17 protein-coding genes are annotated in these 21010 nt (G+C 47.1%); 12 read left to right on the top strand and 5 right to left on the bottom strand.

Going from position 1 to position 21010, the window contains the following annotated elements; translation table 11 throughout:
* Positions 1-176 precede the first annotated feature (176 nt).
* The 8 genes from D0Y50_RS05615 to D0Y50_RS05580 all read left to right on the top strand — a co-directional run bounded on the left by D0Y50_RS05615 (position 177) and on the right by D0Y50_RS05580 (position 8893).
* On the top strand, positions 177-734 hold the full coding sequence (locus D0Y50_RS05615) for a sigma-70 family RNA polymerase sigma factor (protein WP_108566629.1): 558 nt from the start codon (positions 177-179) through the stop codon (positions 732-734).
* Positions 727-1434, top strand: a complete 708-nt coding sequence (locus tag D0Y50_RS05610) for a DUF3379 family protein (RefSeq protein ID WP_108566517.1) — start codon at positions 727-729, stop codon at positions 1432-1434. The genes D0Y50_RS05615 and D0Y50_RS05610 overlap by 8 nt, the downstream gene beginning before the upstream one ends.
* Before the next feature lie 145 nt (positions 1435-1579).
* Entirely contained in the window at positions 1580-3094 is a 1515-nt protein-coding gene (gene putP / locus D0Y50_RS05605; RefSeq protein WP_108566516.1) for a sodium/proline symporter PutP, read from the top strand.
* Between the two features lie 340 nt (positions 3095-3434).
* A complete protein-coding gene (gene cysD / locus D0Y50_RS05600) occupies positions 3435-4349 on the top strand; it encodes a sulfate adenylyltransferase subunit CysD (RefSeq protein ID WP_108566515.1) in 915 nt (304 codons plus the stop codon).
* Entirely contained in the window at positions 4350-4943 is a 594-nt protein-coding gene (gene cysC / locus D0Y50_RS05595; RefSeq protein WP_108566514.1) for an adenylyl-sulfate kinase, read from the top strand.
* The gene (cysQ, locus tag D0Y50_RS05590) at positions 4943-5731 is read left to right on the top strand and encodes a 3'(2'),5'-bisphosphate nucleotidase CysQ (RefSeq protein WP_108566513.1); all 789 of its coding nucleotides are present in this window, start codon (positions 4943-4945) and stop codon (positions 5729-5731) included. Before cysC ends, cysQ begins: the two co-directional genes overlap by 1 nt.
* 2 nt (positions 5732-5733) lie before the next feature.
* Complete coding sequence (gene cysN, locus D0Y50_RS05585; RefSeq protein WP_117315900.1) at positions 5734-7149, top strand: sulfate adenylyltransferase subunit CysN; 1416 nt, start codon at positions 5734-5736, stop codon at positions 7147-7149.
* Positions 7150-7168: 19 nt separating this feature from the next.
* The gene (locus tag D0Y50_RS05580; protein ID WP_108566511.1) at positions 7169-8893 is read left to right on the top strand and encodes an SLC13 family permease; all 1725 of its coding nucleotides are present in this window, start codon (positions 7169-7171) and stop codon (positions 8891-8893) included.
* A 126-nt stretch (positions 8894-9019) separates the two neighbouring features.
* On the opposite strand, the gene D0Y50_RS05575 is transcribed toward D0Y50_RS05580, so the two are convergent.
* Both D0Y50_RS05575 and D0Y50_RS05570 read right to left on the bottom strand, forming a co-directional pair.
* Positions 9020-10213: an ABC transporter permease gene (locus tag D0Y50_RS05575; RefSeq protein ID WP_117315898.1), complete on the bottom strand. Its 1194-nt coding sequence runs from the start codon at positions 10211-10213 to the stop codon at positions 9020-9022.
* Positions 10213-10995, bottom strand: a complete 783-nt coding sequence (locus D0Y50_RS05570; RefSeq protein WP_108566509.1) for an ABC transporter ATP-binding protein — start codon at positions 10993-10995, stop codon at positions 10213-10215. The genes D0Y50_RS05575 and D0Y50_RS05570 overlap by 1 nt, the downstream gene beginning before the upstream one ends.
* A gap of 168 nt (positions 10996-11163) precedes the next feature.
* On the opposite strand from D0Y50_RS05570, the gene D0Y50_RS05565 reads away from it, so the two are divergent.
* Positions 11164-11868 (top strand): YIP1 family protein, encoded by a 705-nt coding sequence (locus D0Y50_RS05565; RefSeq protein WP_108566508.1) that lies wholly within the window; start codon positions 11164-11166, stop codon positions 11866-11868.
* Between the two features lie 16 nt (positions 11869-11884).
* Here D0Y50_RS05565 and D0Y50_RS05560 read toward each other — a convergent pair whose 3' ends face one another.
* Positions 11885-12748, bottom strand: a complete 864-nt coding sequence (locus D0Y50_RS05560; RefSeq protein ID WP_117315896.1) for a DUF3025 domain-containing protein — start codon at positions 12746-12748, stop codon at positions 11885-11887.
* Between the two features lie 70 nt (positions 12749-12818).
* Between D0Y50_RS05560 and D0Y50_RS05555 the strand changes: the two genes are divergently transcribed.
* The 3 genes from D0Y50_RS05555 to D0Y50_RS05545 all read left to right on the top strand — a co-directional run bounded on the left by D0Y50_RS05555 (position 12819) and on the right by D0Y50_RS05545 (position 19119).
* Positions 12819-14480 carry a M28 family metallopeptidase gene (locus D0Y50_RS05555; RefSeq protein WP_117315894.1) on the top strand — a complete coding sequence of 554 codons (1662 nt, stop codon included), beginning with the start codon at positions 12819-12821 and terminating at the stop codon, positions 14478-14480.
* 309 nt (positions 14481-14789) lie between these two features.
* Positions 14790-16463, top strand: coding sequence for an asparagine synthase B (gene asnB / locus D0Y50_RS05550; protein ID WP_117315892.1), 1674 nt, complete (start codon positions 14790-14792; stop codon positions 16461-16463).
* A 229-nt stretch (positions 16464-16692) separates the two neighbouring features.
* Positions 16693-19119, top strand: a complete 2427-nt coding sequence (locus D0Y50_RS05545) for a hypothetical protein (protein WP_108566504.1) — start codon at positions 16693-16695, stop codon at positions 19117-19119.
* A 277-nt stretch (positions 19120-19396) separates the two neighbouring features.
* On the opposite strand, the gene D0Y50_RS05540 is transcribed toward D0Y50_RS05545, so the two are convergent.
* Together D0Y50_RS05540 and queE are read right to left on the bottom strand one after the other, a co-directional pair.
* Positions 19397-20230 (bottom strand): type 2 periplasmic-binding domain-containing protein, encoded by an 834-nt coding sequence (locus D0Y50_RS05540; RefSeq protein ID WP_108566503.1) that lies wholly within the window; start codon positions 20228-20230, stop codon positions 19397-19399.
* A gap of 67 nt (positions 20231-20297) precedes the next feature.
* On the bottom strand, positions 20298-20978 hold the full coding sequence (queE, locus tag D0Y50_RS05535; protein ID WP_117315890.1) for a 7-carboxy-7-deazaguanine synthase QueE: 681 nt from the start codon (positions 20976-20978) through the stop codon (positions 20298-20300).
* Positions 20979-21010 lie beyond the last annotated feature (32 nt).

Raw genomic sequence — 21010 nt, 5'->3', positions numbered from 1 at the left:
CCAGGGCTTTTTTTTGGGTCGCAATAGGTCTGATAGGTAGCGCCAGCCGTGTTGGATTGACGGGCCGGTTAAATAGCCGCGCGGGGCACCGATGGCAACGCACCTTGATTATTCCCGGTGGCGACGCCTATTTGCGCTATATTTGAGCTACCCGTTATTTCGTGAAATAAAAAATGATCAGATCACGAAAGAAAATAGATGCTGCCAGGGTCTTATCCGACATGAAAGAAAAACAACAACGTTATGAAGCCCTGGTGCACGCATTTCATGCTGACATATATCGCTATGCCTATTACTTGGTAAGGGATAAAAGCACCGCCGAAGATATCGTACAAGAAACCTTCTTGCGGGCATGGCGATCGCTGGATGCACTAAAGGACGAAAAGTCTGCAAAAGCCTGGCTCATTACTATTGTACGCCGGGAAAATGCCCGCCGTTTTGAGAAAAAGCAGCTAGATATTGTCGAGTTTGATGAAACTACCGTTGCTGATGATACAAGTTTTGCCGACAGCTCGGTTCACCACAGTGATATGCAGAAGCTACTCGCCGGCCTGGCCCTGGAATACCGGGAGCCCTTGGTTTTGCAATTACTCTTCGGCTATAGCGGAGAAGAAATCGCCCAGCAGCTTAACTTAAATAAAAATACTGTAATGACACGCCTGTTCAGGGCGCGTAATCAGCTTAGAGATATAGTGAGCAAACAAACTGAAGTACGAGGTCACCGCAATGGATGAGTTAGAATTTCGTCGGCGTATTTACGCTGACCCTGACACCACTGATCCGGCTGTGCTGAAAGCCGCTGAAAACGACCCGGAAAAACGGACGTTTCGCGATCAAATGCGCCGTATGAACAATGAATTAAAACAGGCAGCAAAAATGCCGGTTCCTGATGATCTGGCGCATAAACTTATTTGGCAACAGGCTACCAATGACTTTGTTCAGCAACGCAAAAAGCATCGTTGGTATACCGCCTTGGCAGCCTCGGTGGCGCTAATGGTAGGGATAATCAGCACACTTTGGTTTGTGCAGCGGCCTGCCAATATTGAAACCCAGGCCTTAGCCCATGTAGTGCATATGGAAAAAGAGCTGCCCCATAGCGCGGTAGCAGTGGATATAGCGCAGATAAACGCCAAACTAGCCAGTTTTGGCGGCCATTTGGCCTCGTCCATTGGTGATGTTGAGGTGGTAAATTTCTGTCATCTGGAGACCATTCGGAGTCTGCATCTGATTTTAAATACAGACCAGGGTAAAATGTCAGTTTTTGTTATTCCCCAGGATAAGGCCGGCGATTTACCTAACCGATTTGGTAACAGTCAGTTTGAAGGAACGGGCTTCGGTTTACAAAAAGCCAGTGTGTTAGTCGTGGGCGCTAAGGGCGCAAATTTACTTCCGCTAACCGAAAAAGTGAAAAAAAGCATACAATTTTCCGCCTGATGAATTCCCTTCAAGCCACTATTCATAGTGGCTTTTTTAGGTATACATAAAATTTTCTTTAATTTTCTTTAATTTCAAAGTGCCCCCATTCGTGGAGACTTACGTAAGTTCCTGTTAGCATGCCGAAAAAAATAAGGAAGGATTTATGGCAACAGGTACGATAATTTCACTGGGACTTTACTTTCTCGTTATGCTTGGTATTGGGCTTTTCGCCTATCGCCAAACCGATACAAACGTTGAGGGCTATATGCTTGGCGGGCGTCAATTAGGCCCTGCGGTTACTGCTCTTTCGGCCGGTGCTTCTGATATGAGCGGCTGGATGCTAATGGGTTTACCTGGCGCAATGTATGTATCTGGTCTATCGGCAGGCTGGATAGCGATTGGCTTGGTATTAGGTGCGTTGGCAAACTATTTACTGGTCGCCCCTCGCTTACGGGTGTACACCGAATTAGCAAATAACGCCATTACGCTGCCGGATTATTTTGAAAATCGATTCGATGACAATAGTCGTGTTCTGCGTGTCATCGCATCGGTTGTTATTGTAGTCTTCTTCACTCTGTATACCTCATCGGGCGTGGTAGCAGGCGGAAAACTGTTTGAATCTTCTTTTGGCCTTTCTTATGAAACCGGCCTGTATGTCACCACCGCTGTAGTAGTTGCCTACACCCTGGTGGGCGGTTTTATGGCCGTCAGTATGACCGATTTTGTGCAAGGCTGTATCATGTTCATCTCGCTCATTATGGTGCCCATTGTTACCGTAATGGAGCTCGGTGGTTTTGGTCAGGCGATGACCGCGATTCGCGACATCGACCCGGCGTTACTTAACGCCTTTGCCGATGCCAGTACGGCTGAAAATCTTACTATTGTGGGCATTATATCAATGTTAGCCTGGGGTCTGGGATACTTTGGCCAACCCCATATTATTGTGCGCTTTATGGCAATTCGCAGTGTTAAAGATGTCCCTACCGCACGCAACATTGGTATGACTTGGATGGTAGTATCAATTATTGGCGCCCTGATTACAGGCCTGTTCGGGCTAGCCTATGTAACGTCGCAAGATGGTGTCAGTATTGACCCTGAAACTATCTTTATTTATCTGTCACAAATATTGTTCCATCCGTTAATTGGTGGATTCCTGTTAGCCGCTATTCTGGCCGCTATCATGAGTACTATCTCTTCACAGCTTCTGGTGACCTCCAGCTCATTAACCAGCGACTTTTATCAAGCGTTTTTACGTCGCGACGCATCGGACACCGAACTGGTAATAGCAGGGCGCGCCTCAGTAGTGGTAGTGGCGGCGGTAGCCATTTACCTGGCGTACGATAGAGACAGTACTATTTTAACGCTGGTCAGCAATGCCTGGGCCGGGTTCGGTGCGGCATTTGGTCCGCTGGTATTGTTCAGCCTGTTCAAACGTGACATGACCCGTCGCGCCGCCTTGGGCGGAATGGTGGTTGGTGCGCTTACCGTACTGTTCTGGATATATGCACCGCTAACCGTTGATGGTAAGCCGCTCAGTGATTGGATGTACGAAATTGTGCCTGGATTTGTATTAGCCAGTATCACTATTTTAGTATTGTCGAAATTTGGCAAGCCAAGAGACGGTGTGGAAGATACCTTTGATGCCTTCCAAGTTAAGATGGATGAAGAGCTACGCTAAACCGTGTAGTTAACTGATAAGCGAAAAAGCCATCTCTTTGAAGATGGCTTTTTTATTGGGTAATTGGCTCACTTTCATCAGTTTGACCTATTTTACCGGTTAACTGCTAAGGTTAGTGCAGCTTAGCATTGTTTTTGCATATTCATTTTAAGCATACATATATAGCTGGTTTCCCAAATTGGGTGATAAATAGAATAACCCTAAAGGATGTGCCTTTTATAACGCTGGCATAAAAGTGCTATTTGCTATAGCAAAATCGCATAGGCTCTTATGATCTAAATATGCTAGTGTTCTATACATATAATCGTTTCGTATATAACCTTAACTATCGGACTCGAAAATGACTTCAGAAATACCGTCTATTACGCATTTGAAACAACTCGAAGCCGAGAGCATCCATATTTTCAGAGAAGTAGCCGCAGAGTTTGATAACCCTGTGATGCTGTACTCTGTAGGTAAGGATTCTTCGGTATTGTTACACCTGGCGCGCAAAGCCTTTGCTCCGGGTAAAATTCCGTTCCCATTGTTGCACGTAGACACCACCTGGAAATTCCAGGAAATGATTGAGTTTCGTGACCAACAAGCTGAGAAATACGGTTTCGATCTTCTGGTTCATAGCAATCCAGAAGGTGTTGAACAAGGCGTTGGCCCCTTTACTCACGGCAGTGCCAAGCATACTGATGTAATGAAAACCCAAGCCCTTAAGCAAGCGCTTAATCAGTATAAATTTGATGCGGCTTTTGGTGGCGCACGCCGTGATGAAGAAAAGTCACGTGCTAAGGAACGTGTGTATTCATTCCGCGACAGCAACCACCGCTGGGACCCAAAAAATCAGCGTCCTGAATTATGGAATATCTATAATTCTCAAGTGAATAAAGGCGAAAGTATCCGCGTATTCCCTATGTCAAACTGGACAGAGCTGGATATCTGGCAATACATCTATCTTGAAAATATCGACATCCCATCATTGTATCTGGCCAAACCACGTCCGGTAGTGGAGCGTGACGGTGTATTGATCATGGTAGATGATGACAGAATGCCAATGGAACCAGGTGAAGAGCCGCAAATGCGTTCTGTGCGTTTCCGTACCTTAGGATGTTACCCGCTTACCGGCGCCGTAGAGTCAGAAGCTGCTACCCTGCCTGATGTTATTCAGGAAATGCTGTTGACGAAAACGTCTGAGCGCCAGGGCCGTGTTATCGACCATGATAGTGCTGGCTCGATGGAGAAAAAGAAAATGGAAGGGTATTTCTAAATGTCGACGGATATTGTCTGGCACAAATACGAAGTTAACAAGCAGACCCGGGCCGCACGCCTGGGACAGCAGCCTCGGGTACTTTGGCTAACCGGCTTAAGCGGTTCAGGCAAGTCTACTTTGGCAAACTTGCTGGAAAAGAAACTGTTTGAACAGGGCAAGCACACCTATTTGCTGGATGGTGACAATGTTCGCCATGGCTTGTGTGGTGACCTTGGCTTTTCTGACAAAGACCGTATTGAAAATATCCGGCGTATCAGCGAAGTCGCAAAATTATTTGTCGATGCTGGCACCATGGTACTGACGGCGTTTATTTCTCCGTTTCAGACCGACCGCGACTTTTGTCGTAAGTTGCTCGGCGACGGCGAGTTTATCGAAGTGTTTGTTGATACCCCGCTAGAGGTTTGCGAACAGCGCGATCCGAAAGGCTTGTATAAAAAAGCCCGCAATGGCGAAATCAAGCACTTCACCGGTATTGACTCGACGTATGAAGCACCTTCAGCACCAGAAGTGCATCTGACCTACCGGGAAGAAAGTGCCGAAGATACCGCTGAGCGGTTATATCACCTATTGGTAGAAAAAGGACTTGTATAATGGCCTTACCTGACCCGTTAGCAGAACAGGTTCTGCGCATTGCCAAACAAGCTGGCGATAAAATAATGGCTATTTATGATAGAGATTTCGCCATTTATGAAAAGCAGGATACCAGTCCGCTGACAGAAGCCGATTTAGCGGCGCATGAATGCATTGTAGCCGAGTTGGAACAAATCTCTGATCTGCCGATTTTATCTGAAGAGTCAGCCGATATAGCCTGGGATGAACGCAAAACCTGGCAACGCTACTGGCTGGTTGACCCGCTCGACGGCACCAAAGAGTTTATTAAAAAGAACGGTGAATTCACCGTAAATATTGCCCTGATTGATAACGGCGAACCGGTGTTAGGTGTGGTTTACGCCCCAGCTAAGCGCATCAGTTATGTAGGTCTTGTCGGCAAAGGTGCCTGGAGCGGTGAAGGCGAAGAGCTAACTCCCATCTCAGCACAACCACATAAAGCCGGGGATACCTGGAAAATTGTGGGTAGCCGCTCTCATCAGAGTCCCGAGATACAAAACCTGCTGGCACAGCTGGAAGGTGAAACTGAATTGGTTGCGATGGGTAGTTCCCTGAAGCTTTGCTTAGTTGCAACCGGTGAAGCGCATTTGTATCCGCGGCTTGGCCCGACGTCTGAGTGGGACACCGGTGCTGCCCATGCTGTGGCGACCGCCGCGGGGGCAAAGGTGACCGTTCTTGACCCACAAAATCCATTAAATTCTGACGCAGAAAATCTTACTTACAATCAGAAAGAGTCTGTGTTGAACCCATTTTTCCTAGTGAGCGCATAAGCATGAATAGTGAAAGCAGTTTATTGAAAGAAGACGTTCTGGCGTATCTGGAACAGCATGAAAAGAAAGATCTGTTACGTTTTTTAACCTGCGGTAGCGTAGATGACGGTAAAAGCACCCTGATTGGTCGCTTGTTACATGATTCAAAAATGATTTATGAAGATCAGTTAGCCGCGGTAACCAAAGACAGCAAAAAAATGGGTACCACGGGCGAAAAAATTGACCTGGCACTATTGGTTGATGGTTTGCAGTCTGAGCGTGAGCAAGGTATTACCATTGATGTGGCTTACCGTTACTTCTCTACTGACAAGCGTAAATTCATTATCGCTGACACGCCGGGACACGAGCAGTACACCCGTAACATGGTGACGGGCGCGTCTACCTGCGACCTGGCGATATTGATGGTTGATGCCCGTGCAGGCGTGAAGACGCAAACCAAACGTCACTCGTTTCTAGCCAGTTTGCTGGGTATCAAGCATGTAATCGTGGCCATCAATAAGATGGACTTGATTGATTACAGCGAAGAAAAGTATGAAGAAATCAAACAACAGTACCTGGATTTTGCTGCGGATCTGAATATTCCTGATATTCGCTTTATCCCTATCTCAGCGTTAGATGGTGATAACATTGTTAACCGTAGCGAGCATACGCCTTGGTTCAAGGGCACGCCTTTGATGGAGTTGCTTGAATCAATTGAAGTGGGTAAATACGTTAATGTTGATGATTTCCGCTTCCCGGTACAATATGTAAACCGTCCTAACCTTGATTTTCGGGGTTTTGCAGGCACCGTAGTATCTGGCCAGGTTAAGCCAGGCGATGAAGTTACCGCCCTGCCTTCGATGAAAACCTCAAAGGTGAAGTCTATTGTGACCTTTGAAGGCGAACAGGATCGTGCTTATACCCCGCAAGCGGTAACCCTGACCCTGGAAGATGAAATTGATATTTCACGTGGCGATATGATTGTAAAATCAGACAATTTACCCATGTTATCAAGCCAGTTTAAAGCGCACCTGGTCTGGATGGCTGAAGAGCCTATGATGCCAAACAAACAGTATAGCTTTAAGTTTGCTACCAAGATGACCACCGGTGCTGTGGCGCAGGTTGAATATCAGATTGATGTGAACTCACTAGAGCATAAAGGCGCAGCGCACCTTAACCTGAATGAAATTGGTGTGGTTGATCTTAAGTTCACCCAGCCGGTTATCTGTGACGGTTATGATCGTAATCCTGGTACTGGCTCGTTCGTGGTCATTGATCGCATGACCAATGGTACGGTAGGCGCAGGGATGATTATAGACGAGCTGGCAGACGACAAGAAACATCAGACCCCTGATTTTTCTGCCTTCGAGCTGGAATTTAACGAGCTGGTTCGCAAGCATTTCCCACACTGGAATGCACTTGATATCAGCAAGCTGTAAGTTCAGGTCCTAAAAATTTATGGATGTTAATCAGGTTATAGTGCTGGGGGCTTTCTTCAGCACTATTTTTGCGTTGATATTTACCAATCGACAACCTGCAACGATTTTTGCCCTGGCTATGCTGGGGCTACTCGTTACACAGCAAGTTAGCTTCGACGATATTTTACAAAATCTGACCAACAAGGGGTTGATCACACTGATACTGCTACTACTGGTAAGCAGTGCCATTGATAAAACCGCGCTGATCAAACGTTTAGGCAGAAAACTGGTTACCGCCAGTTTTACCGCGAGTTATTGGCGTTTATTTGGTCTGACGTTTTTCTCCTCGGCCCTTCTAAACAATACCGCTATTGTGGCGAGTTTGATTGGCCCGGTGAAACAAAACCAATATCATCCGGCTTCACGGCTGCTGATTCCCCTATCCTATGCGGCTATTTTAGGTGGCACAGTGACCTTAATTGGTACCTCGACCAACCTGATTGTAGATAGCTTTTTGCAGGAACATGGGCATCCGGGATTTGCCTTTTGGGACTTTACCATATTCGGTCTCACGGCGGGGTTAGCGTGCGGCGTATTGATGTTTTTCCTTAGCCCACTTTTACCTTCTATTGCCAATAAAAAAAGTGACTACCATTCCTATACGGTAGAAGCCGAAGTAGAGTCTGACTCTGAACTTATTGGTAAAACGGTGGAAGAAAACCACCTGCGTAATCTGCCTGAACTATTCCTGATTGAGGTTATTCGGGATGGTCAGCTTATCTCGCCTGTCTCACCTGATTTGGTGATCATGGACGCAGATAAATTAATTTTCTCCGGTAACGTGCAAAAGCTAGACAACTTAAGTCATATTAAGGGGTTAACAACATTTGCCGAAGCCGACGGCATATTGCGCGAAAACCTTACCGAAGTCATTATTTCTAACCGCGCACAAATTATTGGCCAGTCCATTAAAGCGTTGGGGTTCCGCGCATTATTTGATGCAGCGGTGGTGGCTATTCGACGAGATGGAGAACAGCTATCTGGAAAATTAGGTGAAATAAAACTGCAGGCAGGTGACTTCCTGCTGCTGGCGGCAGGGCCTGATTTTCAATCCAGACAAAATCTGACTAAAAATTTCTTTGTGCTTTCCGAACAGAAAATTTCGCGCCCGCTAAGCAATCTTCAGGAATGGATAACGGTTGGGGGTTTCTTAACGGTAGTCGCCTTATCGGCTTCAGAAATTTTGTCGCTGGCAATGGGGCTGTTGTTCTTTGCTGCCATTTTGATTGGCTCACAGGTGACATCCCAAGGTGAAATTAAACGCAATATGCCATTAAACTTGATTGTGGTTATTGTGGGAGCATTAAGCCTGGCTACGGGGCTGGAAAACTCCGGCGTTATTAGTAAAAGTACCGAGCAGCTCATACCTTATCTGGCTGACGCTGACTGGTTTGTTGCCCTGATTGTAGTTTATTTGTCGACACTGGTACTCACCGAGTTTGTCACGAATAATGCGGCAGCGGCGCTTATGTTTCCATTTGCCTATGGGCTGGTGGGCATCATTGGTGCTCCGTTAATGCCGTTTGCTCTGGCCGTGGCCTTTGCTGCTAGCGCCAGTTTTATCTCGCCCTACGGTTACCAGACCAATCTATTAGTGTTCAGTGCGACCAATTATCGGTTTAGTCACTTTGTGAAATTTGGAATTCCAATCTCTATTACCTATTCCACAATCGTGCTACTTACCCTTAACTGGTATTACCTATAGAAAAACCTAAACCTAACCAAAAGGGGCATTCTGACGAACGCCCCTTTTTTTATAGGTCGACCCATTAAAGCACGTGCTTAGCGAGGCTTACTTTTGGCTGGAATAAGGGTGCCAGCCATTTACATGTTAGCGAAACAGCACCTTTTCTTTATTAAACCAGTGTACGCAAAACACTAGTAAGCCGCCGCCGATTACGGCGGTAGAGCCAAAGATACCTATTAGCTGATAGTAATCCATGGTCCCTTTGATCAACTCTTTCATAGCCAATGCGACGTTGGTTAACGGCACCCACGCCCAGATCCCTTTTAGTTCAATACCGGGAAGGGTCGCCATAACAATAGGCACAATAATAACCATCACCAATGGCCCCATATAGCTCTGGGCTTCTTTAAATGTTTTGGCATAAATCGATAAACTGAGCAATACGGCAGCAAAAATTGCCACCACCGGAATCAACATTAAAAATATCAGCAGAAAGTCTATCAGCCCGATAGCGCCCATAAAATTTGTTACCACTTCAATTGCCATGCTTTGGCCCACCAAGATCCCCCACACGGCCATACTCAATACACTAATCAACGCGGTGGTGACGCCGGCGGTAGCGATAGTTAAAAATTTTCCCAAGACGATTTTATGGCGATCAATAGGTGAGATTAACAAGGTTTCCAGCGTCCCCCGTTCTTTCTCGCCAGCGCCTAAATCAGCGGCGGGTATCATGGCCCCTTGCAGACATAAAATAAATATGACATACGCCACCAGACCGCCCAGCACCTCGCCGATATTCTCGCGTTCATCAGCCACATTAATATCTTTGATAACAATAGGAGCCATAATAGCCGACTGCTGCGCCGGGGTAATCTCAAGCCTATCAAAGGCAGCGCGCTGGTTTGCCTTAGCAATAGGGTCTATAAGTGTATTTAGTCTGGCTTCAATAGCATTAAATCCTGCCCCGTTATAATAAAGCTCCAGGTTATTATTACCTGCCTGCAATGGGTCTGCATCGTAGTCAGGTGGCACCGCTAAGACAAAATCAGCGCCGTCTGATTTCACCCAGCTGTCGATACTGGTATTGGCCGGTAAACTCAACCGCTTGAAACCATCAGCTTTGGCCAACGCGGCATCTATGTGTGGGGCGGCTTCAGCATTAACAATGGCATAGGTCAGAGTTTTACTTTGGGCATCCTGCGCTGCTTTAGTAGAAAAATACGCTACTGCCCCGATAATTAGCGGGAAGATTAACAGGGGTAACAGAATCATGAAAAACATGGTTTTTCGGTCTCTGACCACTTCTTTCATTTCTTTAATAAAAACCATCCACATTATGCATCTCCTGTCGCGATCACTGCCATAAACGCTTGATGAAGCGAGCCAGGGGCAAGCGCTTTAAAACGCGTTAACGTATCGTCAAATTCGGTTTGGCCATGATGAATAACCGATACCCGGTCACATAGTTGGGCAACTTCATCCAGATGATGAGTGGAAAAAATAACGGGGATTCCTTGTTGTTTGAGTCCTTCGATAAATGCCAGCACAGTTTGCGCCGCCATAATATCCAAGCCAGTAGTCGGTTCGTCCAATACCACCAGCTCAGGGCTATGGACTACCGCACGGGCAATCGCTGTTTTTTGTTTCATGCCGGTAGAATAGTTATCACATTTTCGGTCTAAAAATGTGTCGAGTTCCAATAATGACGACAAGGCTGAGATTCTTTGCTTAATAGCAGAGGCGCTCATTCCATGCAGTTGACCAAAATAGGCAATATTCTCACGGCCGGTTAAGCGCCCATAAAGGCCAGTAGCGCCTGATAAGAAACCTATACTGCGGCGGGCAATTAATGGCGTTTTAACCACGCTTTTGCCAGCAATCTTTATATCTCCACTATCTGGCTTCAATGCCGTAGAAAGCATCCGTAAAGTGGTGGTTTTGCCGGCCCCGTTGGGTCCTAGCAGACCTAATACTTCACCGCTTTTACACGTGAGCGAGACATTTTTTACCGAGTGAAAATACTTACCTTGTAAACGGGGATCTTTACGTTCTTGCTCGCTGAGCTTTTTCGGGTTTTCCACTGCAAATTTTTTTGCCAGATGGGTGATTTCTATCATTATATCGGATACTCCCTTATACACTTTTCAGTAGTCTATCTTAATTTATTCAAATTACAGCACGGTAAAGATTTGCTACAAAGTGTGTCAGGTACAGTACACAAGCAAACAAAAAAAGGTATGCTTTACACCACTTAACAGTGACGAACCACGAAAAAGGAGCATTGGATGCACACTGTCGCGAATCCGATTCAGGCTTGTAACGAAGTATTTTTCCGGCCGAACGGCGTATTTTATACCCTCACCAATAAAAATAACTGGTCGTGGGTGCCCTTTATTCTGGTTGTGCTGGCTACCACCCTGCCCGGCTATCTTTATTTTTCTTCGGTCGACTTTAGCTGGTATGTAGACTTACTGACCGCCGGGTTAGGCGACGTCAGCCCGGCTGAAATAGACCAATTTCGCCAGAATCAACAGCGGGAAATGTATGTGATAATGTCACTGGTTGGGCCGTTAATCGGCTTACCGATATTTCAACTATTGGTGGCGCTCTATCTTCACCTTGCCACCAAAGCTGATGAGCAAAATGTACAGGGATACACCGACTGGTATGGTTTTACCTGGTGGACCAGTATGCCGCTACTGCTGTCTTCGCTGGTGTCGGCTATTCTCATCGCCCTCGCCAGTTCGGCGCAAATCAGTCCGAATATCATGCAACCGCTGTCGTTGGCTTATTTACTGGATGTTTCACCCGCTTCCGATTGGATAAGTATTGCCGGCTCAGTCTCGCTTATCACGATTTGGACAATTTATCTGACCACCGTAGGTATCACCCAGTGGACCAGTTATAGTGCAAAAAAGGCGCTAATTATTGCCGCCGCGCCGTATATTATTATTTATGGGGTGTGGAGCCTTATTAATATTCTGGGGTAAAACCGTAGCACCGCCATTATTTGCCTAAAGGTAGCTGTATGGTCTGCCCTTTACCCGGGGGCAATGGCCGAAAGTAATCCTGGTTGGCATAAAAAGCGGCGTCTTGCAGTGGGTACCAGCCAGGTACCCCTAATAACGGCAGCGGGGGCATGAGGCGGGCCGGCTTGAAGTTATCTAACTGCTGAATACGGGCGAGTAATGCCTGATCTAATTGCTGTCGCTGCTGCCAAGGCGGTAAGCCAGCAAAATCATCTTCCACCACTACCGCCAGCCACTTGCCGGTTATTCCTACAAATGGCTGTAACATCATTTCCAGGTTGGCGTGCCCGAAAACAAAAGGCAACAGCGTGTTCTGCCACGCTTGCCTATTTTCGGCAAAAGCTGGTGCCCATTGGTGAGTGGCCAGTAAGTTTAACAGGTTATTCGCCTGCCCTACCTGCCCCGCGGGCACAGCTAGTACCACACCACATTCGTCAAAATGGGTTATGTGATTACGCCGCGCGGTACGCGGATGTACCCCATGAGCGGTGATGTCCTGCATGTGCAAAGTATTCAGGTACCGCTTTGTAAGGGGAAATTGTAGCCATATACAGGCGTTAAACAAATCGTGCCAACTTTGTTCGCGAGTAGGGATGGTCTTATCCTGTGCGATGATCTGTTCGTAATAGCGGGTTTCACTAGTCGCATAACCGCCCTGATCTTTAAACGCAGGTCCCTGCCAATCGCCCGGTCTGTGATGCTGGGCAAGGTGATTTAATACCTCAGCGTCAGGGAAGCGAGTGCTGGGTAGTAAACCAAGCAAATCTAATGTTGCAGTGACGGGCGCAGCGGCAACGTGACGCAATTGCTCAGGTTGCCAGTGTAGCTGACTTGAATTCATAAATGGCTATTGGTTCGCTGTTATTGTTTCTCTATACTGGGGCGCTATTGTAGACAAACAGAGACTAACAATGAAAAGAATTCTCTTATCCGCGCTGGTACCGGCCCTGATCGGTCTGAATGGCTGTTCTGATAGCCAGAATCCCGCTTCCACGGCGACAGACCAGACGCAAACAGCACCTTCAAACTTTGATGAAGTCTACGCGGCCATCGATGCAGACAAAATTGAAGCTCCCTTGAAAACACTGGCTTCAGATGCATTTGAAGGACGTCTTCCCACCACCGAAGGGGAAAAGAAAACCCTCGACTTTTTGGTGTCATCTTTCAAAGCGGCCGGGTTTGAGCCGGGTAACAAGGGAAGCTTTCTACAACAAGTTGATCTGATGGAAATTACCGCTAATCCTGATATGCAAATGACTATCGGCAGTAATACCTTTCGCTATAAAGAAGATATGGTAGCTTCCTCTAAGCGAGAGCAAAACAAGGTATCGCTGAATGAATCAGAGCTGGTGTTTGTAGGCTATGGCGTGAACGCTCCTGAGTATGATTGGAATGACTATGAAGGGCTGGATGTAAAAGGAAAAACCGTAGTTATACTGGTTAATGACCCCGGATTTGAAAACCCTGATGGCGATAAATTTCAGGGCAAAACCATGACTTACTATGGTCGCTGGAGTTACAAATACGAGGAAGCCAGCCGTCAGGGTGCTGCGGGTGCATTAATAGTTCATGAAACCGCCCCAGCCTCTTACCCTTGGTCAGTGGTCGCCAATAGCTGGAGCGGACCGCAATATGGGCTGGTTAGCAATGATGCGGGCGCTAGCCGGGTAGCTGTAGAAGGTTGGTTAACTCGAGATGCCGCGAGTAAAGTGTTTGCTGACGCCGGGCTGGATTATGCAGAACAAAAAGCAAAGGCGCTGAAGGGGCCGTATCATCAGGCGCTGGATTTGTCCGCTTCGGTTACTGTAAACAATACATTTAAAAAGTCGAAAAGTTATAATGTTATTGCCACCTTGCCAGGCAGTGAAGAGCCCGATGAGCATGTTATTTACACCGCTCACTGGGATCATCTGGGCAAAGATGACAGTTTAAAAGGCGACAACATCTATAACGGTGCTCATGATAACGCCACCGGCGCTGCGGCCAGTCTGGTCATGGCCGAAGCATTTAGCAAGTTATCCCCCCGCCCGGCCCGCTCGGTCAGTTTCTTGGTGGTTACCGCTGAGGAACAAGGACTGTTGGGGTCAAAGTACTATGCCGACCATCCGGTTATTGCTATTGAAAACACCGTTGCCAATATCAATATGGACGCCATGAATGTACTGGGTAAAACCAAAGATGTGGCGGTGGTAGGCCAGGGAAAATCTGAACTGGAAGACTACCTTAAAGTAGCGGCTGAACGTCAGGGCCGTTATTTAACCGGTGAAGAACGCCCTGAAGCGGGATCTTACTATCGCTCAGATCATTTTAGCTTCGCCAAACAAGGCGTGCCGGCGTTGTATGCTGAAGGCGGTGCTGAACCTTATGATGAAACCACGGCGAAATACCGTAAGCGCATGAATGTGATTGTGACCGGCTGCTATCATCAGGTGTGCGACGAGTTCCGTGATGACTGGGATTTAAGCGGTATTGCACAAGATACTCAGCTCCTGTTTGATGTCGGTGCCCAGGTAGCCAACACCGACAAATGGCCACAATGGCGGGAACAAAGTGAATTCCAGCGCGCCCAGTAAGGCACGTGGATACGCGCGTTTTGGTCGCGCGTAAAATAGTGCATTTTTACCAAATACAACGCCCCGCCCACCCGGGTGGCGCGTTGTTTTGTTAATAGCCTGAACCCAGGATGCAACGGCGGCGTTAATTAGCCAATTAATATGACTTATGCCGAGAATCTTCTTGCAATTTTCTCACAGGCTGGCACATTCAATAGCACGCGGTAGCAACATACTCATAATAATACGTCCCTCCGCCTTCTAGCTTTTTAAAAGCCGACAGAAAAAATAAATCCTAATTTCAACTTGTGATAAGAGAGAACCCGTTTTATGTGTGGTATTTTCGGTATCCTGGATATTAAGACCGATGCGTCTGAACTCAGAACCCAAGCGCTGGATCTTGCAAAACTGCTGCGTCATCGCGGCCCTGACTGGTCTGGCGTCTGGAATAATGACAATACCATCCTGTGCCATGAGCGTTTGTCCATCGTTGATGTAGACACCGGTGCACAACCGCTTATTAGCCAGGATAATCAACAGATCCTGGCAGTGAATGGCGAAATCTACAATCACAAGCAACTGGCGGCAAACCTCGATACACCTTATACGTTTAAAACACGTTCAGATTGCGAAGTTATTTTGCCGTTATTTAAGCAACAGGGCCTGGAGTTTATCGATAAGCTGCAAGGTATGTTTGCCTTTGTATTGTATGACGATGAGCAGGACGCCTACCTGATTGCCCGCGACCACATGGGAATTATTCCCTTGTATACCGGCTACGATGAACATGGCAACTTCTATGTTGCATCAGAGATGAAGGCCCTCGCACCAGTATGTAAAACCATTAGCGAATTCCCCCCTGGACATTATTTATGGAGCAAAGATGGCAAGCTCACTAAATACTATCAGCGGGATTGGATGAGCTTTGATAACGTAAAAGACAATGAAACCAACCTTGATGATTTGAAAGCCGCATTTGAAAAATCGGTAAAGTCACATCTGATGTCTGATGTGCCTTACGCTGTATTGCTCTCTGGCGGACTGGATTCTTCGTTAGTGTCGGCAGTAGCGGCAAAGTATGTTGCAAAGCGTGTTGAAGATGAAGATCAGACTGAGGCCTGGTGGCCTCGTTTGCATAGCTTTGCAGTGGGCCTGGAAGGCGCGCCTGATTTGGTAGCTGCAAGAAAGGTAGCGGAAATGATTGGTACGGTGCACCATGAGGTAAACTTTACCATTCAGGAAGGTCTGGACGCGCTACGGGATGTCATTTACAAGCTGGAAACGTATGACGTGACCACCATTCGGGCTGCTACCCCTATGTATCTGATGAGCCGTCAGATAAAGGCAATGGGTATTAAGATGGTACTTTCAGGTGAGGGCGCCGATGAGATTTTTGGTGGTTATTTGTATTTCCACAAAGCCCCTAATGCCAAAGAATTTCATGAAGAAACGGTAAGAAAACTTGAGCGCTTACATATGTTCGACTGCGCCCGCGCCAATAAAGCCACCTGTGCCTGGGGCGTGGAAGCACGCGTTCCATTCCTTGATAAAGAATTCCTCGATGTCGCTATGCGGTTGAATCCTAAAGATAAAATGTGCGGCGATGGAAAAATGGAAAAATGGATTTTACGTAAAGCCTTCGATGATGGCAGTACCCTGCCAGAAGAAGTGCTGTGGCGCCAAAAAGAACAGTTTGGAGATGGCGTAGGCTATTCCTGGATTGATTCTCTGCGCGAGTATGTTCAAACAGAAGTTTCCGATAAACAAATGGCTACGGCAGAATTCAGGTTCCCGGTGAATACCCCAGATACCAAAGAAGGTTATTTCTACCGTACCGTTTTCGAAAGCTATTTTCCGCAGGAAAGTGCCGCCCGCTGTGTACCTGGAGGTAAGTCAATTGCCTGTAGCACCGCCGAAGCACTGGAATGGGACGAGAGCTTCAAAAACAATGCTGACCCGTCTGGCCGGTCGATGAAAGGTGTGCACGCTAACGCGAACAAATGACCCTAAGTTGATATCAAGTGTCCGTATTCGCATTAATGCGATTATGGTATTCTAAAAGCTCGCATTCCGCGGGCTTTTTTTTAACATACAGAAAACATATATTTTTCAATTAGCCATACCATTTTTGTAGGTTGAGACTGATCCGAGCGAACCAAAGTGCTATATAAACCGCGAGATTAATAAAAAAGGGTTGCTACTGATTTATCGATGGCAATTTTAAAGGAAAAGTATGCTTAAACAGGCGACACTATCATTAGCCATCGCAATGGCTTTTGCTCAAAACGGATTTGCCGCAGAACATGCTGATTACAGCACCAAGAGCGAAACAGTTAATACTGTAGATGCCGGCAGTCTGGAAAATGCGCTGAACTATCAGTCAGACATTGTTGTTAACGATACAGCCTATCAATTTGAAAACAGCAAAACAGACCGGTTCGGTACCACCTACATCTATGCGTCTACCAGCAACAGTAACAGGTTGTGGGTAAGGCAACAAAACGACACAATTAATGCCACACTGTTTGATAATGGTGTGCAAAAAACCTTAAGTGTGAGCAGCAATTCTGCCACCTTAACGCAATATAAATTGCATGCGACCGGCGCGGAGCCTGTCACCCCAATGGTGGCTTCTACTACGGCCTCACCGGCATGGGTTTCCATGCGTCCGCAAGCCGCTAACAGCATCAGTGTCAATGCCGAAGATGGCTTTGAGTCGACAGATGCGACCGGTGCAACGTTCTTTATTTCGGCTGCATCCTTTGTGGAAGCAGAAGCCACTGCTGCCGATACTGATACTGACACCAGCCCCTTAGCTATATTAGCTCAGGATGTGGAAGTATTTAACAACGCGCTTGTCGAGGCTGGCGTAACCTCTTTTTCACTAAGCCCCACTAACTTTTATCTTATTGAAGATGACGACGGGGATTTCTTTGGTGATGACGATGTTATGGCCAAATCTGAGTACGGCGCGGGCGAATCAGATTTTATTAACACGGTACATTTAAGTGATTTTGACGATGGTACATTTAGTCGGGCGAACTCGCTGGTAGTGACCGACAGTGATGAATCCCGTGTAGGTCAGTTTTTATATTTCTCAAAAGATTCTCACCTTCGTTATAAGCCCTTTAGCAGCTCAAGTCTGGCCCATGCTTTTGGTCATAACCTTGGCCTGAACCACGAACGAAGTTCACTGGAACAAGTTGTGGCCGGCGCGCTGCCTTATGCATTTGTTGAAGATGGCGTGGTCGCCACCTTGATGGCATCGGACAATGATCAGGACGCTACACGTGTGGCTCTGTTTTCTGATCCGTCCAAAACTGCAGAAGGCGTCACGATTGGTGTAAACAGTGGTAGTGATACCGCTGATAACGCACAGTTTTTACGTAAAGCTGGGCCGATACTGGCAAATTCGACGAACCTGAAAAGCGACTCGTCTTTGCAAATAAGCGATTCAAGTGTCACATTGAGCTGGACCCCGTTACCGGGCAACATTGAACAAGATATTTTCAATTCCAGCTATAACTGTAATTTGTATCGGGCTGATATTGACGCCTATACCGTGAACAGTAATGTGCCGTTTGACGGCAATACAACAGCATCAAGTGCGTCGATAGACCCGGACACAGATGGTTGTCTTATTGTTATTAACTGGGTTCAGTTTGACGACAATACGCTACCTATTATTCGGGCGATGCAAGAGTACCGCGGTAATTCACAGATTCATGTGGATAATATCAACGTTTCAACGGTACCAGGCGCATCTACATCGGTGCCAATTTATGTAACTGATGCTAACGTCAACAACGCTGACCTGGATCTGTATATTGCTAAATTGGTCAATGTTCAGTACACCAATGTGCCCTATGACGATACAAGTGCGGCAGCCGACATCCGTAAATTCTTAACGGCAACGGTTACCGGTTCTGGCAACAACCGTACCCTCACTATTGATATTGATAGTGATTATCGGAACGCTTTGGAGTGGATTGCTTCGCTTAACGCTACCGAGCTACAGCCGCAATTGGTTACTATGTATGTGAATTTGGCCGGTACCACCGACACCTATTCATTGCACTTAGATATGCGCGGCTTGTTTAATGCCGTACCACGTGCGTATAGCGAAAAGTTAGTAGGTAAGGCTACCAGCAATGGCGGTGACGTTGCGGTGACGGTGACGGAAACCGTCGCGGCTGAAGATGTTTCTGTTACTGTGCTAACCGAAGGCTTTACGGACTGGACGCCTGAATTTGACGTTGCATCGGCAAATGGTGAATCGACGGTAACTGTGACGGCCCCGGCAGATTTGTTCGATGGTAAAGACAGTCAGATAGTAATGCTTAAAGTGGGCTTCGGCAGCGACTATCTCTATAAAAACGTAGGTTTTGTAGCTTCTGACGATACCGGTTCAGGTGGCGACAGCGGCGGTGACGCTGGTGGTGATAGCGGCGGCGACTCGGGTGGCGATAGCGGCGGCGACTCGGGTGGTGATAGCGGCGGCGACAGCGGTGGTGATAGCGGCGGCGACACTGGTGGTGATAGCGGCGGCGGTACTACCAGCGGTGGCGATTCTGGAGGCGGTGGTTCGCTTTCAGTATTGGGCTTATTATCGTTGGCTCTGATAGGTTTACGTCGCCGTTTTACGGTGAAAAGAGCCTAAACAGTTAATAAAATAATAGAAAAAGGGTGGTCCTATGACCACCCTTTTTTTTAAAATAAAAATAAATATTTACAACCCATACCGCCGGTCGGTAAAACACGTTTGCTGTTTCCAGGGGCTATGCTATGTGATGGCCTGTCAGGGTATAGGCGCGCAAAAAAGGTCCCCCCCAAAGCCTGCTGACATTGCGCACAGCATGACCGTAGCGACGGTCGATTCTTCACCTCTAGGTTTTTTATCTAGGGCCTGACAACTAACTCACACCATCAGACTTAAGCTATTTAACACTCGCGGGTTTGTACCACAATCGGCTATCTTCTAACGGTGTATGTTGGGGCATCGCCGGGTTATCTAATTCAAATACCGTGCGTGAGGGTAATTCCAGATTTTTAAGCGTTTCCTGGTAAGTAGAGTTAAACAGCGCATCAAATGACCCGTCTTCAATGGCCCGTTGGAGTCCTGTTTCAATTAATCTGGCTAAGGTAACATTGCCACGGTTAACAAAGAAATACATTGCCGTGGGGTAGTACAGGCTTAATCTCGGCTCTACCACTATATCGGCGCTTAACTCTCCGCTGTCCAGTTCGTTTTGAATTTCAATGACCGACCGGGGAAAAAAGCTGGCGCGGCCGGTTTCCAATATATTAAACGCCTGAGGGTATTCCGGTACGGTAAATACGTTGAACCCATTAGCTTGTAATATCTTGGTATCGGGCCACTCTTCACCCTGTACGGGCGTTTTACTCAACAATGCCTGTTTACTATCAATGGCTCGAAAACTGGCCAATTGGCTTTTCGTCGTAAGAAAAACCCGCCAGCCTATTAGCCCTTTGGCAATGGGAATACGAATTGGCAACAGCTCTTTCTCGCGCTGGGCATCGGTCATACTCCAAACCACATTAACTTCGCGATTCTCTTTTAGCTGCCGTAACGCCTTACCTTGCAGCAAAATCCGCTCAGAGGGTAATAAAGTGTACTTAACCCCGGTTTTTTCCAGTGCCAAGGTAAGTAAAGCAATCGGATATTCAGCGCGCAGATCGTTATCAGTCAGGGGCCGTGGGTACGTAATCGTCCAGGTAGCGGCACTCACATGCACACCGCTGAGCGACATTAATAACACGCCTGCCAAAACCGTTGTCAACTTACGTCCCAGATACATACCCTTCCCTTCCCGACTATTATTCAATACCAATATATTTGTGAGTTTGTAACGACAGTCGCCAATTGCGTTCAATACATGTTTTGATAACCAAATCGGTGGCACGTTGCTGCTGCGAAATAGGTTGCAGGCAAATATGGGCAGGTAACTGACCACCCAACCGCGCCAGCAAGGCATCAAGCTCTTCAACATGGCGCTCCATTGCCACCGGATGTTTAATTTCATTCGCCCGTTGTAATGCGCTGGTGAGTACCGGCATCCCCCCTTTCATATCAACTTTCGGTGAGACCGTAACCCATGTGTCGTCATCACATTTCACCTCATAAGTACCGCTGGTTTCAATTTGGGTGGAATAGCCATGTTGATGTAACAAACGGGTTAGCGGAATCAAATCATACATACATGGCTCGCCGCCTGTAATGACAACATGTTTCGCGGTATACTTTAGCTGTTCAAACAAGGCCAGCACAGCATTTTCGTCTGCATCAAAATAGGCTTCACTTTCCTGTGGTTTTTCTACCACCGCCTCTGCGGTAGTTAAAAAAGCATCGTCCAGGGTCCAGGTATGCTTGGTATCACACCACGGGCAACCTACCGGGCAGCCCTGCAGGCGAAGAAATATAGCCGGAACACCAGTATGAAACCCTTCCCCCTGGATAGTTTCAAATACTTCGTTAATGCTTAACTGTTGTGTGGTCAAATCAAGCCCCTTACTGCATAGTCTGAGTGGAA

The organism is Salinimonas sediminis (assembly GCF_003429285.1).
GTDB lineage: Bacteria > Pseudomonadota > Gammaproteobacteria > Enterobacterales > Alteromonadaceae > Alteromonas > Alteromonas indica.
This window is presented reverse-complemented; position numbering and strand designations above follow the sequence as displayed.

Coding starts and splice junctions, on each gene's coding strand:
- D0Y50_RS05610 (WP_108566517.1), top strand. CDS start 727: ATGGATGAGTTAGAATTTCGTCGGCGTATTTACGCTGACCCTGACACC.
- putP (WP_108566516.1), top strand. CDS start 1,580: ATGGCAACAGGTACGATAATTTCACTGGGACTTTACTTTCTCGTTATG.
- cysD (WP_108566515.1), top strand. CDS start 3,435: ATGACTTCAGAAATACCGTCTATTACGCATTTGAAACAACTCGAAGCC.
- cysC (WP_108566514.1), top strand. CDS start 4,350: ATGTCGACGGATATTGTCTGGCACAAATACGAAGTTAACAAGCAGACC.
- cysQ (WP_108566513.1), top strand. CDS start 4,943: ATGGCCTTACCTGACCCGTTAGCAGAACAGGTTCTGCGCATTGCCAAA.
- cysN (WP_117315900.1), top strand. CDS start 5,734: ATGAATAGTGAAAGCAGTTTATTGAAAGAAGACGTTCTGGCGTATCTG.
- D0Y50_RS05580 (WP_108566511.1), top strand. CDS start 7,169: ATGGATGTTAATCAGGTTATAGTGCTGGGGGCTTTCTTCAGCACTATT.
- D0Y50_RS05575 (WP_117315898.1), bottom strand. CDS start 10,213: ATGTGGATGGTTTTTATTAAAGAAATGAAAGAAGTGGTCAGAGACCGA.
- D0Y50_RS05570 (WP_108566509.1), bottom strand. CDS start 10,995: ATGATAGAAATCACCCATCTGGCAAAAAAATTTGCAGTGGAAAACCCG.
- D0Y50_RS05565 (WP_108566508.1), top strand. CDS start 11,164: ATGCACACTGTCGCGAATCCGATTCAGGCTTGTAACGAAGTATTTTTC.
- D0Y50_RS05560 (WP_117315896.1), bottom strand. CDS start 12,748: ATGAATTCAAGTCAGCTACACTGGCAACCTGAGCAATTGCGTCACGTT.
- D0Y50_RS05555 (WP_117315894.1), top strand. CDS start 12,819: ATGAAAAGAATTCTCTTATCCGCGCTGGTACCGGCCCTGATCGGTCTG.
- asnB (WP_117315892.1), top strand. CDS start 14,790: ATGTGTGGTATTTTCGGTATCCTGGATATTAAGACCGATGCGTCTGAA.
- D0Y50_RS05545 (WP_108566504.1), top strand. CDS start 16,693: ATGCTTAAACAGGCGACACTATCATTAGCCATCGCAATGGCTTTTGCT.
- D0Y50_RS05540 (WP_108566503.1), bottom strand. CDS start 20,230: ATGTCGCTCAGCGGTGTGCATGTGAGTGCCGCTACCTGGACGATTACG.